The organism is Acinetobacter sp. AOR41_HL (assembly GCF_027854645.1).
In the GTDB taxonomy this organism is placed as follows: domain Bacteria; phylum Pseudomonadota; class Gammaproteobacteria; order Pseudomonadales; family Moraxellaceae; genus Acinetobacter; species Acinetobacter nosocomialis.
Genome location: NZ_JAKTHZ010000002.1, coordinates 20,596 through 35,341, shown reverse-complemented (window position 1 = coordinate 35,341; position 14,746 = coordinate 20,596). Strand labels below are relative to the sequence as shown.

At 38.9% G+C, this 14,746-nt stretch carries 14 protein-coding genes, 2 tRNA genes and 1 other RNA gene; 9 read left to right on the top strand and 8 right to left on the bottom strand.

Annotation, left to right across the window (positions count from 1 at the left end; genetic code table 11):
- The 4 genes from MKL35_RS00185 to MKL35_RS00170 form a co-directional block, all read right to left on the bottom strand.
- Window positions 1-75, bottom strand: a tRNA-Gln gene (locus MKL35_RS00185).
- Complete coding sequence (ispE, locus tag MKL35_RS00180) at window positions 74-907, bottom strand: 4-(cytidine 5'-diphospho)-2-C-methyl-D-erythritol kinase (protein ID WP_032011358.1); 834 nt, start codon at window positions 905-907, stop codon at window positions 74-76. Before ispE ends, MKL35_RS00185 begins: the two co-directional genes overlap by 2 nt.
- 18 nt (window positions 908-925) lie before the next feature.
- Window positions 926-1,504 (bottom strand): lipoprotein insertase outer membrane protein LolB, encoded by a 579-nt coding sequence (lolB, locus tag MKL35_RS00175; protein WP_002050400.1) that lies wholly within the window; start codon window positions 1,502-1,504, stop codon window positions 926-928.
- 4 nt (window positions 1,505-1,508) lie between these two features.
- Window positions 1,509-3,218: a tetratricopeptide repeat protein gene (locus MKL35_RS00170; protein ID WP_004888494.1), complete on the bottom strand. Its 1,710-nt coding sequence runs from the start codon at window positions 3,216-3,218 to the stop codon at window positions 1,509-1,511.
- A gap of 88 nt (window positions 3,219-3,306) precedes the next feature.
- Between MKL35_RS00170 and hemA the strand changes: the two genes are divergently transcribed.
- Window positions 3,307-4,590 carry a glutamyl-tRNA reductase gene (gene hemA, locus MKL35_RS00165; protein ID WP_032011003.1) on the top strand — a complete coding sequence of 428 codons (1,284 nt, stop codon included), beginning with the start codon at window positions 3,307-3,309 and terminating at the stop codon, window positions 4,588-4,590.
- On the opposite strand, the gene MKL35_RS00160 is transcribed toward hemA, so the two are convergent.
- The gene (locus tag MKL35_RS00160; RefSeq protein ID WP_004888490.1) at window positions 4,587-6,452 is read right to left on the bottom strand and encodes a DNA primase; all 1,866 of its coding nucleotides are present in this window, start codon (window positions 6,450-6,452) and stop codon (window positions 4,587-4,589) included. The two genes, hemA and MKL35_RS00160, sit on opposite strands and share 4 nt — an antisense overlap.
- A gap of 158 nt (window positions 6,453-6,610) precedes the next feature.
- Window positions 6,611-7,732, bottom strand: a complete 1,122-nt coding sequence (locus MKL35_RS00155) for an outer membrane protein assembly factor BamD (protein WP_006581582.1) — start codon at window positions 7,730-7,732, stop codon at window positions 6,611-6,613.
- A 71-nt stretch (window positions 7,733-7,803) separates the two neighbouring features.
- Between MKL35_RS00155 and rluD the strand changes: the two genes are divergently transcribed.
- The 3 genes from rluD to MKL35_RS00140 all read left to right on the top strand — a co-directional run bounded on the left by rluD (window position 7,804) and on the right by MKL35_RS00140 (window position 10,377).
- A complete protein-coding gene (gene rluD / locus MKL35_RS00150; RefSeq protein ID WP_032010999.1) occupies window positions 7,804-8,856 on the top strand; it encodes a 23S rRNA pseudouridine(1911/1915/1917) synthase RluD in 1,053 nt (350 codons plus the stop codon).
- A 10-nt stretch (window positions 8,857-8,866) separates the two neighbouring features.
- The gene (gene pgeF, locus MKL35_RS00145; RefSeq protein ID WP_032010998.1) at window positions 8,867-9,604 is read left to right on the top strand and encodes a peptidoglycan editing factor PgeF; all 738 of its coding nucleotides are present in this window, start codon (window positions 8,867-8,869) and stop codon (window positions 9,602-9,604) included.
- Between the two features lie 221 nt (window positions 9,605-9,825).
- Window positions 9,826-10,377, top strand: a complete 552-nt coding sequence (locus MKL35_RS00140) for a flavodoxin family protein (RefSeq protein WP_270912501.1) — start codon at window positions 9,826-9,828, stop codon at window positions 10,375-10,377.
- Window positions 10,378-10,418: 41 nt separating this feature from the next.
- On the opposite strand, the gene smpB is transcribed toward MKL35_RS00140, so the two are convergent.
- Window positions 10,419-10,895 carry an SsrA-binding protein SmpB gene (smpB, locus tag MKL35_RS00135; RefSeq protein WP_001029798.1) on the bottom strand — a complete coding sequence of 159 codons (477 nt, stop codon included), beginning with the start codon at window positions 10,893-10,895 and terminating at the stop codon, window positions 10,419-10,421.
- 135 nt (window positions 10,896-11,030) lie between these two features.
- Here smpB and coaD point away from each other — a divergent pair, with 135 nt between their 5' ends.
- The 5 genes from coaD to MKL35_RS00110 all read left to right on the top strand — a co-directional run bounded on the left by coaD (window position 11,031) and on the right by MKL35_RS00110 (window position 13,643).
- Entirely contained in the window at window positions 11,031-11,522 is a 492-nt protein-coding gene (gene coaD, locus MKL35_RS00130; RefSeq protein WP_270912500.1) for a pantetheine-phosphate adenylyltransferase, read from the top strand.
- Window position 11,523: 1 nt separating this feature from the next.
- Window positions 11,524-11,787: a YfhL family 4Fe-4S dicluster ferredoxin gene (locus MKL35_RS00125; RefSeq protein ID WP_001979799.1), complete on the top strand. Its 264-nt coding sequence runs from the start codon at window positions 11,524-11,526 to the stop codon at window positions 11,785-11,787.
- 27 nt (window positions 11,788-11,814) lie between these two features.
- Window positions 11,815-12,169, top strand: an RNA gene (rnpB, locus tag MKL35_RS00120) — RNase P RNA component class A.
- A gap of 64 nt (window positions 12,170-12,233) precedes the next feature.
- A tRNA-Met gene (locus tag MKL35_RS00115) sits at window positions 12,234-12,310 on the top strand.
- Window positions 12,311-12,458: 148 nt separating this feature from the next.
- The gene (locus MKL35_RS00110; protein ID WP_004710277.1) at window positions 12,459-13,643 is read left to right on the top strand and encodes a porin; all 1,185 of its coding nucleotides are present in this window, start codon (window positions 12,459-12,461) and stop codon (window positions 13,641-13,643) included.
- Window positions 13,644-13,695: 52 nt separating this feature from the next.
- On the opposite strand, the gene MKL35_RS00105 is transcribed toward MKL35_RS00110, so the two are convergent.
- A complete protein-coding gene (locus MKL35_RS00105; protein WP_004710275.1) occupies window positions 13,696-14,676 on the bottom strand; it encodes a LysR family transcriptional regulator in 981 nt (326 codons plus the stop codon).
- Window positions 14,677-14,746 lie beyond the last annotated feature (70 nt).

The window sequence follows — 14,746 nt, the reverse complement described above, 5'->3', positions numbered from 1 at the left end:
TGGCAGGGGCGGCTGGATTCGAACCAACGGATGGCGAGATCAAAACCCGCTGCCTTACCACTTGGCGACGCCCCTAACTTGCAACTTTAAAATGATGTAAAGGAGATTCTTTTAAACTATGTACCAAGTAAGCTTTACATGGTGCATGTTTAAGAATGTCATCAACATTCATTTCATTGGTTACTTCAGTAAAAACACAAGCACCTGTACCTGTAAGCTTTGCATGACCAAATTGATCAAGATATTGCATTGCTTCTTCAACTTCAGGGTATAACTTTCTAGCCAAAGGCTCAAAGTTATTTCCAAAATTAGAAGGTTCTAACTGATAGGCGCAAAATTTAGTGGTCTTAGTGTCTCTTGTCAATGTTTTTTGTGAAAAAAGCAATTGAGTGCTGATAAAACAATCAGGTTTTAAAATAATGAACTGTTTTTGATCTAAGTCTATGAATGTTAAATGTTCACCAATACCTTCAGCCCATGCATTTTTACCATAAATAAAAATAGGAACGTCGGCACCAAGTTTTACACCATAGTCAGCAAGCTCTGTCTGAGTTAGGCCACATTGCCATAACTGATTTAAAACAATGAGCGTTGTGGCGGCATTCGAAGAACCTCCGCCTAGACCTGCACCCATTGGAATATTTTTTTCAATGTTAATGTGTAGGCCACACAATTTTTTTGCATGCGGTTTTAATATTTGAGCAGCCCGATAAATCAGATTCTGCTCAAGTTGAACCTCACCTAAACCTTCAATCTGGATTTCATCTTTCTCAATAGGGGAAAAAGTCATCCAGTCATATAAATCAATGAGTTGAAAAATGGTTTGTAATTCATGGTAACCATTTTCACGACGTCCCGTTATATGTAAAAACAGGTTGAGCTTGGCTGGAGAAGGAACTCGAATCATAGATTTATATAGTTAGACTTAACGGTTTTGGATAACCATTGTAATACGGTTTTCTTTATCTTCAGCAAGCGCCTGCTTTAAAACCAGTTTATTTGGTAAAGTTTGTTCACCATCATAACTAAAATTAACCGTCCAACCATCTTCGATGAGTTGACTCACACGGTTTGCATTATCTTTGCTAATTTGGGCATTTAAAGTTGCAGGTTTCGCTAAAATCCAGCTGGTTAAATGAGTAATTGGTGCTTGCCAACCAGTAGCACGCTCTAAAAGCTCTTCAGGAGATGCTGCTGTAATAACGCCAGTTTTAGCGCTGTTTAGAGTGACTTCACCCGGTTTTCCTTGAATTTGTGTTTTTCCAACACCTAAAATTCCACTTAACTCGATATCAAAATTATCTTGCTGTTGAACCCATGTGAAAAAAGCACTACCACTTTGTTGGGGAGTACGTACTCCAATTTTACCTTGCAAATTGAAGTGTTTTTCATCTTGTACTTGGTGGGTAACTGCGGGTTTAGGCTGAGTAAAATGCTGACAACCGGTTAAGAATAATACACTTGATCCACAGATCGCTGTGCACAGTTGGGCAAGTTTGCTCATAAATTTAACTCTTTTTTACAGATGTAGGTAAAATTAACGCATCAAGCTGATGCAATTGTGGATCATTCGCGTGCTTTTGTTTCAGTTGTTGTAACACGGTACTAAATTGAGTTAACGATCCTTGCATATACAATGCTTTAGCGTAACGAATGCCAATATTTATGTTATGGCTGAGTTCATATGCTTTGCCTAAAGCTTCCGCTGCTGCTTCATAATCATTTTGTAAAAATGCAATATAGCCTAGCGTATCAAGAATTGAGGCTTGTTCAGGTGCATATTCCAATGCTTGTTCAGCATACTGTCGTGCTTCTTTTAATCTACGGTTTTGTAAAGCCAACGTATATGCATAAGCATTTAGATAAGTCGGGCTATTCGGTTCTAACTGTAATAATTGCTTCAGTGTTTTATCAAGTTTGTCGCGGTCGGTATAAGGGTCTAATAATAAAACTTCTGCATAGATGAGTTCTGGATCATCTGGTAAGTTTTTGATCGCTTCATCTAATAAATTTAATGCAGCTTTTTTATTACCCATCTTCTTTAAAATTTCAGCTTGAGCTTGATAGAGAAAGCTTGCATGCTGCGGATAATTGACTCGCTCTTGAGTTAAAAAACGTAATGCATCATGTAAATTTTCTTGCTTATCATAAATCGCAATAAGATTACGTCTGGAAACAATGTAAAGGCTACCATCTACTAAACGGTAATAGGCTTTAGCAGTCTCATAGTGCTGTTTTCGTTCAGCATTGATTGCTAAGTAGTAATACGCTTCATTTTGATACTTTGCAGAGTTGCGTAAATCAACCAAATATTGTTCAGCTTTATCATATTGCTTTAGGTCAATACTGGTTAAGCCTGCAATAAATAATGCTTCTTCAGCACGAGGATTGCTCTCAATAATTTTTTCTAATTTTTCAAGAGCAAGTTGGGGCTGATTAATCTGAATGAGATATCGTACTTCAGCTAATCGTATATCTAGATTTTTCTTATATTTACGGCTGGATTTTGCATACCATTTTAAAGCACCTTCTTGATCACTTAGGGCAATCAACAGGTTGGCTTTCATTAAGATAAAACTGGTTACTTTAGGACGACGGCGTAGTGCACGATTAATGGTGTTTAGTGCTGGTTCTAATTGGCCATTTTGTGCTTCCAGATTAGCGATAAGCGCTAAAATAGAAGGATTTTCCTTTTCTGCACTTGAACGTAAAGCGGTTAATAAAACTTCTCGGTCTTGTGCATTTTCGGGTGCAATACTTGCCAAAATTTGTTCAAGATCGGCAGTTGGATCTATTTTTAAAATTTTATCCAAAGTTTCAGCAGCAAGCTGATATTCATGTGTCTTTAATGCAATATGCGATAAATAAAACAAAGCAGGGACGTCTTTAGGCTCTTGAACGACCCAATGTGTTGCAATATTTAGTGCAGCTTGTAAGTCATTGTATTCAAGTGCAACATCTAAAGCACGCTGTTTAATGGTTGTTGAGTTACTTCTAATTGCAAGTACGGTGTAATTATGCAGTGCCGTAGGAATATCGTCATAAGCTAAGGCAAATTCAGCGACCATACTCTGTTGTAGAGCCTGATCAAATGAATGCACAGCATAGGTCTCTTGCAACGGACGTGCATAGACATATGAGGACATGCTACCTAACAATAAGAATGTGGTAGAATACTGTCTTATCGAAGCACCGTTAAAATTAATACGGCTATTCATTTGACGCAATTTTTATTGATCCAAAGTAATGCTTTTTATGACACCGATGTTGCACAATAGCATAAATTTAGCGAAATGATGATCTGATATGTCTTTCTTTGCATTGGGTGTCAACCATCAAACAGCTTCTGTAGAACTCCGCGAGCAAATTGCTTTCAATGCAGAGCGATTAAGCAATTTGCTTGCCGAGCAACGCCATCATGAGTCTTTAAAAGACTTAGTGGTTGTCTCAACCTGTAACCGTACAGAAGTCTACGCCATGGCGGAAGATGCCGAAAGCCTTCTGAAATGGTTAGCCGATGCCAATAATATTGATGTAAAGCAGTTAATTCATCATGTTTATCGTTACGAGAATGCTCAAGCGATCACACATTTAATGCGTGTTGCAAGTGGTTTAGATTCCTTAATGTTAGGTGAACCACAAATTTTAGGGCAGGTAAAAAATGCTCTAGCATTGTCTAAAGAAGCGCAGACGGTTTCTCCTGAGTTAAACAGTGTATTTGAATACGCTTTTTATGCGGCAAAACGTGTGCGTACAGAAACAGCTGTAGGTAGTCATGCAGTTTCAATGGGTTATGCTGTTGCACAATTAGCCTTACAAGTCTTTAGTAAACCTGAAAAACTCACTGTTATGGTGGTTGCAGCAGGTGAAATGAATAGTCTGGTGGCTAAGCACTTAGCGGAAATGGGTGTTGCCAAGATTATTATCTGTAATCGTAGCCGTGAACGTGCTGACCTGCTCGCTCAAGAAATTGCCCATCAAGTTGAAGTTGAGATTATTGATTTTTCAGCTTTATCAGAAAATTTATACCGTGCAGATGTTGTTTCAAGTTGCACAGGTAGTTTGCATCAAGTTATTGCGTATGCAGATGTCAAAACGGCATTAAAAAAGCGCCGTTATCAACAAATGTTAATGGTTGATTTAGCTGTACCGCGCGATATTGACCCTAAAGTGGAATCACTGGATGGCGTATATCTATACGGAGTTGATGACTTACAAAGTGTAATTGATGAAAACCTAGCCCAACGCCGTCAAGCAGCTGTTGAAGCTGAGGTGATGGTGAATCAATTAGCAACCCAATTGATTACACATCAAAAAGTCAAAGAAGCAGGCAGCACAATCCATGCTTACCGCCACCATAGTGAAGAAATTAGTCAGCAAGAACTTGCTCATGCTTTAGACGCATTGCACCATGGCGGCAATCCAGAGGAAGTACTCAAAGAATTTGCTCACCGCTTAACACAAAAGTTAATGCATCCAACGTCTATGTTGTTACGTGAAGCTGCTAAAGCAGAAAGTCCTGATTATTTCGAGTGGCTCCAACAGCATCTACAGGATGTATTTGATCATGAGCGAAAACCGAAACGTTAAGACAATAATCTTAAGCTAATTTGTTTGGTGAGCTCATTGAGTTGTTGTCTTAGGTTTCTTGACTCAACTAAAGAAATTTTAGATTTTAGCTTTTGACGTAAATATCTTTCTTGTAAGCCTAAGGCATATTCTTTAGCGAGTTTATCTGCTACTTCTGGTGCTTGAGTTAATGCCTGAATATTAGTTCTTTGCATAATATCTGCAATTTCATGGCAATAACTGCTACATGCACCTAACACATAATATGTCGCTAACTCTTGGTCATCAGGCAATTCATCAAATATACGATTTAGAATTGCTAATATTTTAGCCAATAACTCATCTTGTGGAATATAAGCCCGTAATCCTTCAAAATGAATATAAAGAAACGGATGGTGCATCAAAATTGCGACAGCAAAGTCTTCATCTTTTGTCTGAATATTAAAAGATAACGATGCATCGTGACTAATTTGTGGGGTAAAGCGCTTACCTAACCCTAACTTTTCACGGAAAGATTGGGTTAATAGATAACGGAAAGATCCCTGTTTGGGTAATAACTCGGTTAGTTCTCTTAGTTCGCCCATGACAAGACTTTTGCCCTCAGGCGTACTAATATCATGTTGGCCAGTAAGATGTGCAAAAACAAAGTCAGAGAGCAGGGGCGCTTGCTGTAAAAGTCTTTGGAAGTTTTCGAGGCCTTCACGTCGAATTAATGAGTCTGGATCATGATCATTTGGCAATACAAAGAACTTAAGCTCACGTCCATCATTTAGAAGTGGTAACGCAATTTCTAAAGTTCGACGTGCTGCTTTTTGACCTGCTATATCGCCGTCAAAGGCGATTGTAATTCGATTATTTTGTTTAAATAAAATATTAAGGTGTTCTGTATTACTTGCCGTTCCTAAAGTCGCGACAGCGCCTGTAATACCATATTGCTGTAAAGCAATAACATCCATATATCCTTCAACCATTAACCAGTCGTTAGACTTTAATTTTCTACCTTCATATAAACCATAAAGTAATTGGTTTTTATGGAAAACTTCTGAGTCTGGCGAGTTGATGTATTTAGGTTTAATTTCGTCATTGAGTGCACGACCACCAAAACCAACTACACGACCCTTCGGGTCTCGAATTGGAAAAATGACACGATCACGTAAAAGATCAAAGTCACGACCACTGTCGCTTGAACGGATGAGGCCAAGTTGCTTTAAGCCCTCAATATCATAAGGAAAAGCTTTTTCTAGATGCTGCCAGTCTTCTGGTGCATAACCCAAACGCCAGAACTGAATAGTCTGGTCACTTAAACCACGTTGCTTAAAGTAATTTTTAGCTTTTTGACTAGTCGGTAATTGATGCTCATAAAACTGGGCAATATTTTCTAGAAGGTCGTATAAATTACCTTCTTGTACAGGTTCCTCAAAATTAAATGGCTGTTCGAACTGGGCAAAAGGATCATCAAAATACACTGGTTCAAGTGTATTGTACTGATCATCTATAGGTGCTTGAGTACTGGGTTCAACAACTGTTTTTGCTGGAACTGGTGGTTTGGTAACCTGGCGTGTATAAGACAGTTTTTTATTATCGGTATTATCTTTGGGTAATTCGACACCTGCATTGCTCGATAACTCTTTCATTACATCGATAAAGTTTCGGTTATCAATATCCATTAGGAAACGGATGGCATTGCCGTTTGCTTGGCAACCGAAGCAATGATAGTACTGTTTATCGCGATAAACATGGAAAGAAGGGGTTTTCTCTTGATGAAAAGGGCAACAACCAGAATATGTTCGTCCGGTCTTTTTCAATTTCACACGTTGACCAATCAGATCGACAATATCTGTCCGATCTAGAATCTGATCAATCGTATGCTGTGGAATTGCCATAATTCAGATAACCGTGTTTAAACTAATGATGCGATAGGTCAGATTATTCTGACATGATGAAACGAGATATGCCCGATAAATATTTTACTATTTTATAAAAACAAACAGGCAAGTCATATCACTTGCCTGTTTGTTGGTTATTTTTAAGCTGTTATGGCTTATTGAGCAGCGTCGTCCGGTTCAGTTGAAGATGCTGCAGGTGCAGTGGTTGCACCTTCTGCTGCTTTTTCAGGTTTATCAAGTAAACCGAAGCTTAAACGGTTAGTCCAGCTACGTTCAGTTTTTGGAGTCTCAACTGGTGCTTTTGTTGTTTCTTGAGTTTCTTCTTTGCCAGAATTACCAATTAAACCAAAGCTTACACGGTTCAGTAGACTACGTTTAGGTTCTGTTTCAGTAGTTGTAGTATCAGGTGTTGTAGACTTAGATTCACGGCCGAGAATACCCAAGGTAGCACGGTTAATCCAGTTGCCTTCTTTACGGGCAGCACGCATGTTTACTGTGCCATTTTTATTAACAAGGCTAGGATAGTTAAGCTTTAAAACTTCAATGTATTGTTGTGAAGTTGCTTTGTCACCCAACTGGTCATAGCTATATGCCAAAGTTGCTAATGCTTCTGGTATTTGAGGTGTTTGTGGATAGTGTTCAATTACCCATTGTGAACGCTCAGCTGCTGCAACCCATGCTTTACGTTTAACGTTAAAGCGTGCGGCATTCATTTCGCTTTCAGCAAGCTCTTGACCAATAAATTTCATACGCTGTGCTGCATCGACAGAATATTGGCTGCTTGGGAAGCGGCGAATCAGATCAACAAAGTTTTGATAAGCAACTTTTAAATAACTGATGTCACGGTGTGATTGTTGTAAAGACGTGTAGCGCAATAAACTGTCATAGTTCAGCTCCATGTTAGATACGCCACGTACATAGTAGGCATAATCTACATTTGGATGCTGAGGATTTAAACGAATAAAGCGTTCAGCTAGAGCAATCGCCCCTTCATAATCTTTTTGTTTAAATTTTGAATAGAGAAGTTCGAGTTGTGCTTGTTGCGCGTATTGTCCAGTTGGATAATAGGTGTCAATCGCTTCTAAAGATTTAGTAGCTTCAAGATATTGACCACGATCAAGAGATTTTTGGGCCTTTTCAAAATATGCTTGTTCACTAGATTGCGGGCCAGTATCGACCACTTCTTTTTTACTTGGATTGCTGCTACAGCCCACAAATGCAGACGCTACACCTAGAGATAAGGCAAGCATCGTAATTTTATAACGTGGTAGCGACATAAAAACTCCTCTGTTATGTTGGGCAATGAGCTACAATTGCGCTATTAAACCACTTTTATCTCAATGATCAAATGACTTCAGCACAATCTTCAAACACAAACTTCTCTGAAACCGACTTCAATTTACTTGAAGATTCTGAGGATGCAGATAACCATACTTCTGATACAACTGCAACACGTTTATCGTTGCAAGTTCAGTTAGATGAAAGCTACTTAGGGCAACGTATCGACCAAGTTGCAGCCATGGTGTGGAGTGAGTTTTCGCGTGAAAAGCTCAAGCAATGGTTGAAGGATGGCCATCTGTTGGTGAATGGTAACATTGTTAAACCTAAGCATCGTTGTGAAGGGACAGAGCTACTTACGCTCGAAGTTGAGCTTGAAGCTCAGACGACGAGTCAACCTGAAAACATTCCACTTAATATTGTTTATGAAGATGATGATATTTTAGTCATTAATAAACCAGTAGGGATGGTAGTGCATCCAGGAGCAGGTAATACCTCTGGAACTTTAGTGAATGCCTTGCTTTATCATTTTCCAAAATTGGCAGAACTTTCTCGTGCTGGTTTAGTACATCGTATTGATAAAGACACCAGTGGACTATTAGTTGTTGCTAAAACACTAGAAGCGCAATTTTCTTTAAGTAAACAGTTGGCAAATAAGTCGGTTTATCGTGTATATGACTTAATTGTTTATGGAAATATTATTGCTGGCGGTACGATTGATGAGCCAATTAAACGCCACCCAGTTGACCGTGTGAAAATGGCGATTTTACCGGGTGGGCGTGATGCAGTGACGCATTACAACGTAAAAGAGCGTTTTAAAGATTTTACTCGTGTGCAAGCTCGTCTTGAAACAGGCCGAACTCATCAGATTCGTGTGCATTTTAGTTATATTGGTTATGGCTTGATTGGTGATCAGGTTTATATGAACCGTGTACGTGTACCTGCTGGTGCATCTGAATTACTCATTGAAACTTTACGTGGTTTCAAACGTCAAGCATTGCATGCAGCTAAGTTGGGTTTAAAACATCCGCGTACTGGTGAAGAAATGTTATTTGAAGCACCTTGGCCTGAAGATTTTACTCAGTTGGTTAATGTGCTACGTTCAGAAAACGCTGCATATTAAGGACATGCATATGGAATTTGTTCAAGGTTTACCGCAAGGCGTATTTGTAGGGCAGACACGTGTTCAACATCCTTTGGCTTTGCCAACGGACCAAACCGAATTAACTGGGTTTAATCTTGCTTTACACGTTAAAGACGAAGCTGCACGCGTTCAGCAGCATCGAATGATGCTTTTAGACGAATTTGCTCAGTTCAGTGTTAAGAAAATGACATGGATGACCCAAACGCATAGTACGATTTGTCATACGGTAAATGAACAAATTCCCTTTACAGCATTAATTGGCGATGGATTGGTTACTCAAACCAAAGGTCATGCGTTAATGATGATGACAGCCGATTGTTTGCCTGTAGTACTTGGTAACGCAGAGGGCACTGAAGTTGCCAACTTACATGCAGGGTGGCGAGGATTGGCGGGCGGTATTATTGAAAATACAGTTGCTGCAATGCAAAGCCCTCCAACTTGGGCATGGTTAGGAGCTGCGATTAGTCAACCTTGTTTTGAAATTGGAGCCGAAGTAAAAACTGCTTTTTGTAGTAAATATCCTGAATTGGAAACTGCATTTATTGATGGAGCAGCTCCAGATAAATTTCATGCAGATTTATACGCGATTGCTCGTTTTATTTTGCAAAACCTTGGTGTTAAGCAAGTTTTAGGCGGCGATCAATGCTCATATCAACAGCAGGAAGAGTATTTCTCTTACCGCCGTGATGCTAAAACTGGCCGTATGGCAACTTTTGTTTTTATGTAAATTATAAAAATCGTATTTAATTTTAGAAGTACGATTGTTGTGATATTACTCCCTTATGTTATTTAAATTTAAAAATAATATAAGGGAGTTTTTTATTTTTTGTATTTTCAGTATTTACTTAAATAAACTGCTTAAAAGCTAATTTTTAATATTCTTAGATCACGGTTTAGCAACTTTTAATAAAATGATAAAATACAAAAAATCGCTAAAATATTAAGCTTATGTCTTTGCCTGAAAAACATCTCTCTATTGTCTATCACAGTCCATATGGTCATACCGCAAAGGTAGCATCTGCTATTGCTGCTGGTGCACAAGTGATGGGTGTTAAAGTACATGTGATGAATATTGAGCACATTGACTGGGATATTTTAGATGCCTCACAGGGTATTATTTTTGGCTCGCCAACATATATGGGGAGTGTAACTGCCGACTTTAAAAAGTTTATGGATAGTACCTCCAAACGTTGGAAAAATCGTTTATGGCAAGGCAAATTAGCAGCGGGTTTTGCAAATTCAGGTGGCCTGAGTGGTGATAAGCTAGCGGTTTTGCAACAACTTAATATTTTTGCGATGCAGCATGGCATGCTCTGGTCTGGTTTGCCTTTAATGACAACAGGCCATACCGAAACTGATTTAAACCGTTTATCGAGCTGTTTAGGTTTAATGACTCAATCAGATAATGCACCAGTTGAAATTACACCGCCACAAGGTGATTTAGATACTGCTAAATGGTTTGGTGAATATATTGCTGGACTTTTATATAGATTAAATTAGTAAAAAATAAAAAAGCCTCTTTATAGAGGCTTTTTAGTCTATTATTTATGAAATATACGGGCTTTATCACGTTGCCAGTCACGTTCTTTTTCAGTTGCACGTTTATCGTGGAGTTGTTTACCTTTCACGAGTGCAATTTCAAGCTTGACCAGATGACCTTTCCAGTAACATGCTAATGGAACGCACGAATAACCTTTTTGGTTCACTGCACCCATAAGCTTTTCAAGTTCACGACGAGATAATAATAATTTACGTGTACGTGTAGCTTCCGGCACGATATGTGTAGATGCAGAAAGGAGCGGTTGAATTTGTGCACCAAATAAAAATGCTTCACCGTTTTTAAAAATGACATAACTTTCTGTCAAACTCATACGACCAGCACGTAAAGACTTTACTTCCCAGCCGAGTAAAGACATGCCAGCTTCAAATTTTTCTTCGATAAAATAATCATGACGGGCACGTTTATTTTGTGCGATGGTTCCGCCATTATGTTTCTTTACTACTGTTGCTTTCGCCATAATTCAAACTTCCACAATTGCCCCTATTGTGCCGTAAACTGATGCCAAGGTGAAGTTTTTTCCCACATATCAATATTTCGCCTCATGTATAACTTTTGCTAAAATAGCTGCACAATACAATTAGAGTACTAGCGGATGTCTAAAACGCGTGTAATTTATCCTGGAACATTTGACCCTATCACAAATGGGCACGTTGATTTAGTTACTAGAGCATCAAGAATGTTTGATGAGGTCGTAGTAGCGATTGCAATTGGACTTCATAAAAATCCTTTGTTCAGTCTAGAAGAGAGAGTTGCACTGGCACAGTCATCATTAGGCCATCTATCAAATGTTGAATTTGTAGGTTTTGATGGTTTATTGGTTAATTTTTTCAAAGAACAAAAGGCTACAGCAGTACTTCGCGGTTTAAGAGCAGTATCTGATTTTGAATATGAGTTTCAATTGGCTAATATGAATCGCCAGTTGGACCCACATTTTGAAGCCGTGTTTTTAACACCTTCCGAACAGTATTCTTTTATTTCTTCGACGTTGATTCGAGAAATTGCACGCTTAAAAGGTGATGTAACCAAGTTTGTTCCGCAAGCTGTGGTTGAAGCTTTTGAGCGTAAACATCAACAAGGTTGGTAAAGTGTCGTTATATATCACCGATGAGTGCATAAACTGTGATGTTTGTGAACCAGTTTGCCCAAATGAAGCTATTTTTATGGGTGAAGTGATTTATGAAATTAATCCAGATTTATGTACCGAATGCGTTGGTCACCATGACCAGCCACAATGTCAATTATTTTGTCCAGTCGACTGTATTCCTAAAGATCCGCAGCATGAGGAAACGGAAGAACAGCTATTAGACAAATATAAAAGATTAATTGCTCAAAAAAGCACAAGCAATTAGTGAATAAATTTGTTAATATGCGCCCTCGAAGTGAGCCGGATGGTCGCTGCTGTGGAGGTCTCCGTGACTGAAGCAGGAGAGGAAAGTCCGGGCTTCATAGGGCAGGGTGCCAGGTAACGCCTGGGCGGTGAAAGCCGACGGAAAGTGCAGCAGAGAGTAGACCGCCTCATTCGTGAGGTAAGGGTGAAAGGGTGCGGTAAGAGCGCACCGCGTGTCTGGTAACAGTTCACGGCATGGCAAACCCCACCAGAAGCAAGACCAAATAGGAATCCTAGGTGCGGCCCGTACTGGATTCGGGTAGGTCGCTTGAGCGTATGAGTGATTGTACGCCTAGAGGAATGACCATCCTCGACAGAACCCGGCTTATAGGCTCACTTCACCTCATTTTATTTAAAATTTTTCTTGACGCGCGGTAAAGAAGCTAAGATAATGCGCGCACAGTTTACGGCTATGTAGCTCAGTTGGTTAGAGCACCGCACTCATAATGCGGGGGTCACAAGTTCAAGTCTCGTCATAGCCACCATTTTACAGACCACGCTCCTGCGTGGTCTTTTTTTATGCTTATTTTTTGATTAAACACAGTTTGTAAAGACCGACTTTATAGTTCTGGCATTGTTTGTCTAACCCAATTTCTTCATGTTCTTATAACACTTAACAAGGATGTTGAAGACATGAAAAGGTCATTATTATTTTTAGGAATTCTAAGCTTAACTGCTGGAGCACAAGTCTCTGCGGCTGATTTGAGTTGGGGTGATCCAACTTTAGATTCGGGTCAATTTAAAGTGTCTGGTGCGGTACGTTCCCGTTATTTACATAAGGACTATGTGGTTGGGGCCAATGAAGGCTCTCAAAATGATGACTGGCGACTCACAGATATTAAATTAGTGTTGGGTTACGAAAATCCAGATTGGATTGCGGGCTTAGATGCTCGTTGTTACCAATATAATCGCCTGTGTGATGCAATTTTTCTAAAAAAAGCATGGGCAGGTTATAAACTGTCTGACCAACAAAGAGTTACAGTAGGTTTACAACCTGTTGATTTTGGCTTTGGAGAATTTTGGGGCAGCAGTTATTACGAGACACTTTTAAATACCGTCGGTTTAGAAGATATTGATAATTTAGGAATTAAATATAAATTTGCAGATGATAAATATAATTTGACCTTAGGTTTTTATCCATCTGATGGTGGAAATTATAAGGGTACTTCAAAGGACTCAAGCCGATATAGTGGTAATTTTGTTGAAGCTGATGACTTGTCCAATGGTACTAATATTGAAGAAAAAAATATGTGGATTGGCCGCGCATCTAGAAAATTTGAAATTGATAAAGCTCAAAATTTTTCAACAGAATTGGGTGGTTCGTTTTGGTACTCTGATTTAGAAAATAAAAGAACAAACATAGATGGGCATCGTAAGTCATGGAATGTGTTTGCTCAAACCCAATACCAAGCTTGGCAATGGATGTTCTTAGCAGGTAAGCAAGATGTCACGAATGGAGATGATTTATTTCCAAATAGTTCAACTATTGGTGCTTTCGACTATCCATATCAAGTAGCGAATAAGGGTAAGTATTTGGTTAATGAAATTAATTACACCTTTGCTCAGCCATTTCATCAACTTACCAATATTAAGCCTTATATTTCTCATAGTCGCTTTTTCAAAGATGAGGATGGCTATAAAGACTCTGAGCGTTTAATTGCAGGCGTTTATTTTAATTACAAAGCCATTGGTATTCAGGGTGAATATATTATGAGTAAAAATGACCCAATGGTAGGTGGTGGGGCGAATGGCCTTGCACAAGGTAGCAGTAATGACTGGGATAAACTGTTTTATCTTTCAATTGGATATTATTTCTAAAAGTTAAAAGCAAACTAGTGCCCTAAGTGAATAGGCTCACTTAGGGCTTTTTTTATAGAAAGACTTTTTCAGGAGGTGGTTCTCGTTTGACGGCTGGTGAAATGAGTTGTCCACGGTTTAGGTTTTGTACATGCTGTAAACGATTAAGTAATTCATTTTGAATAAACAAAATACAGGTTTGCAGTTTGGAAGAGCTTTTTAGACGTGATGGATAAACCGCCCAAACATCTGCGTCTTGCCAATATTCAGGCAAAATATGCTGAAGTTGGCCGGTAATCAGTTCGTCTGCAACATCCCAAATCGAACGGAAAATAATACCGTGACCTTCTATGGCAAGCTGATGAATAATCTCGCCGTTATTAGAAACAAAACGTGGTTTGATATGCACTGAAACATCTTCAGAAGCATGTCTAAATTTCCATAGTACAGATGATTGATCACGTTCACTAATCGTTAAACAGTCATGTGTTTGCAAATCTTCAATACTGTCTGGTACGCCGTGTTTAAGTAAATAGCTAGGTGCTGCACATAAAATTCGAAAATTAGAAGCTAACTTCTTCGCAATCATATTGGGTGCAATTTCATTACCAATTCTGATGTCTAAATCAATACTGTGTTGAATCAAGTCCTTGGTATTGTCGATGGTGTCAAAATGTATTTGAAGCTTTGGATAAAGCATCATTAATTTAGACAAAATTGGTGCGATATGTTTTCTGCCAAAACCAAAGCTACTAATAATATCCATACGACCCGTAGGTGTACTGAGTGGGTTATTGACCAGTTCACAAACTTCATCAAATTCCTCAAGAATATTTGAAACTCTCTCAAGAATGAGTTTGCCATCTTCCGTCAGGCTAACGTGACGTGTACTGCGATGAAAAAGTTTGCAGCTTAATGTGTTTTCTAAAATATTAATTCGCTTGCTAATAAAAGCTGGCGATGTCCCGAGTTCCTCAGCAGATTCGACAAAACTTTTTAGTTTGGCGACTGTGCAAAAAACCTTTAAATCCGATAGGTTAGGTAGATTATTCACGATCCGTGTCCATTGGATTGATAGTTCCGTTGTTGATCATTTTTGCTTAAAACATCATGTTTAAGCCATA

What these genes read in the sequence shown, in the direction of transcription:
- ispE (WP_032011358.1), bottom strand. Translation starts at nt 907, where the DNA reads ATGATTCGAGTTCCTTCTCCAGCCAAGCTCAACCTGTTTTTACATATA.
- lolB (WP_002050400.1), bottom strand. Translation starts at nt 1,504, where the DNA reads ATGAGCAAACTTGCCCAACTGTGCACAGCGATCTGTGGATCAAGTGTA.
- MKL35_RS00170 (WP_004888494.1), bottom strand. Translation starts at nt 3,218, where the DNA reads ATGAATAGCCGTATTAATTTTAACGGTGCTTCGATAAGACAGTATTCT.
- hemA (WP_032011003.1), top strand. Translation starts at nt 3,307, where the DNA reads ATGTCTTTCTTTGCATTGGGTGTCAACCATCAAACAGCTTCTGTAGAA.
- MKL35_RS00160 (WP_004888490.1), bottom strand. Translation starts at nt 6,452, where the DNA reads ATGGCAATTCCACAGCATACGATTGATCAGATTCTAGATCGGACAGAT.
- MKL35_RS00155 (WP_006581582.1), bottom strand. Translation starts at nt 7,732, where the DNA reads ATGTCGCTACCACGTTATAAAATTACGATGCTTGCCTTATCTCTAGGT.
- rluD (WP_032010999.1), top strand. Translation starts at nt 7,804, where the DNA reads ATGACTTCAGCACAATCTTCAAACACAAACTTCTCTGAAACCGACTTC.
- pgeF (WP_032010998.1), top strand. Translation starts at nt 8,867, where the DNA reads ATGGAATTTGTTCAAGGTTTACCGCAAGGCGTATTTGTAGGGCAGACA.
- MKL35_RS00140 (WP_270912501.1), top strand. Translation starts at nt 9,826, where the DNA reads ATGTCTTTGCCTGAAAAACATCTCTCTATTGTCTATCACAGTCCATAT.
- smpB (WP_001029798.1), bottom strand. Translation starts at nt 10,895, where the DNA reads ATGGCGAAAGCAACAGTAGTAAAGAAACATAATGGCGGAACCATCGCA.
- coaD (WP_270912500.1), top strand. Translation starts at nt 11,031, where the DNA reads ATGTCTAAAACGCGTGTAATTTATCCTGGAACATTTGACCCTATCACA.
- MKL35_RS00110 (WP_004710277.1), top strand. Translation starts at nt 12,459, where the DNA reads ATGAAAAGGTCATTATTATTTTTAGGAATTCTAAGCTTAACTGCTGGA.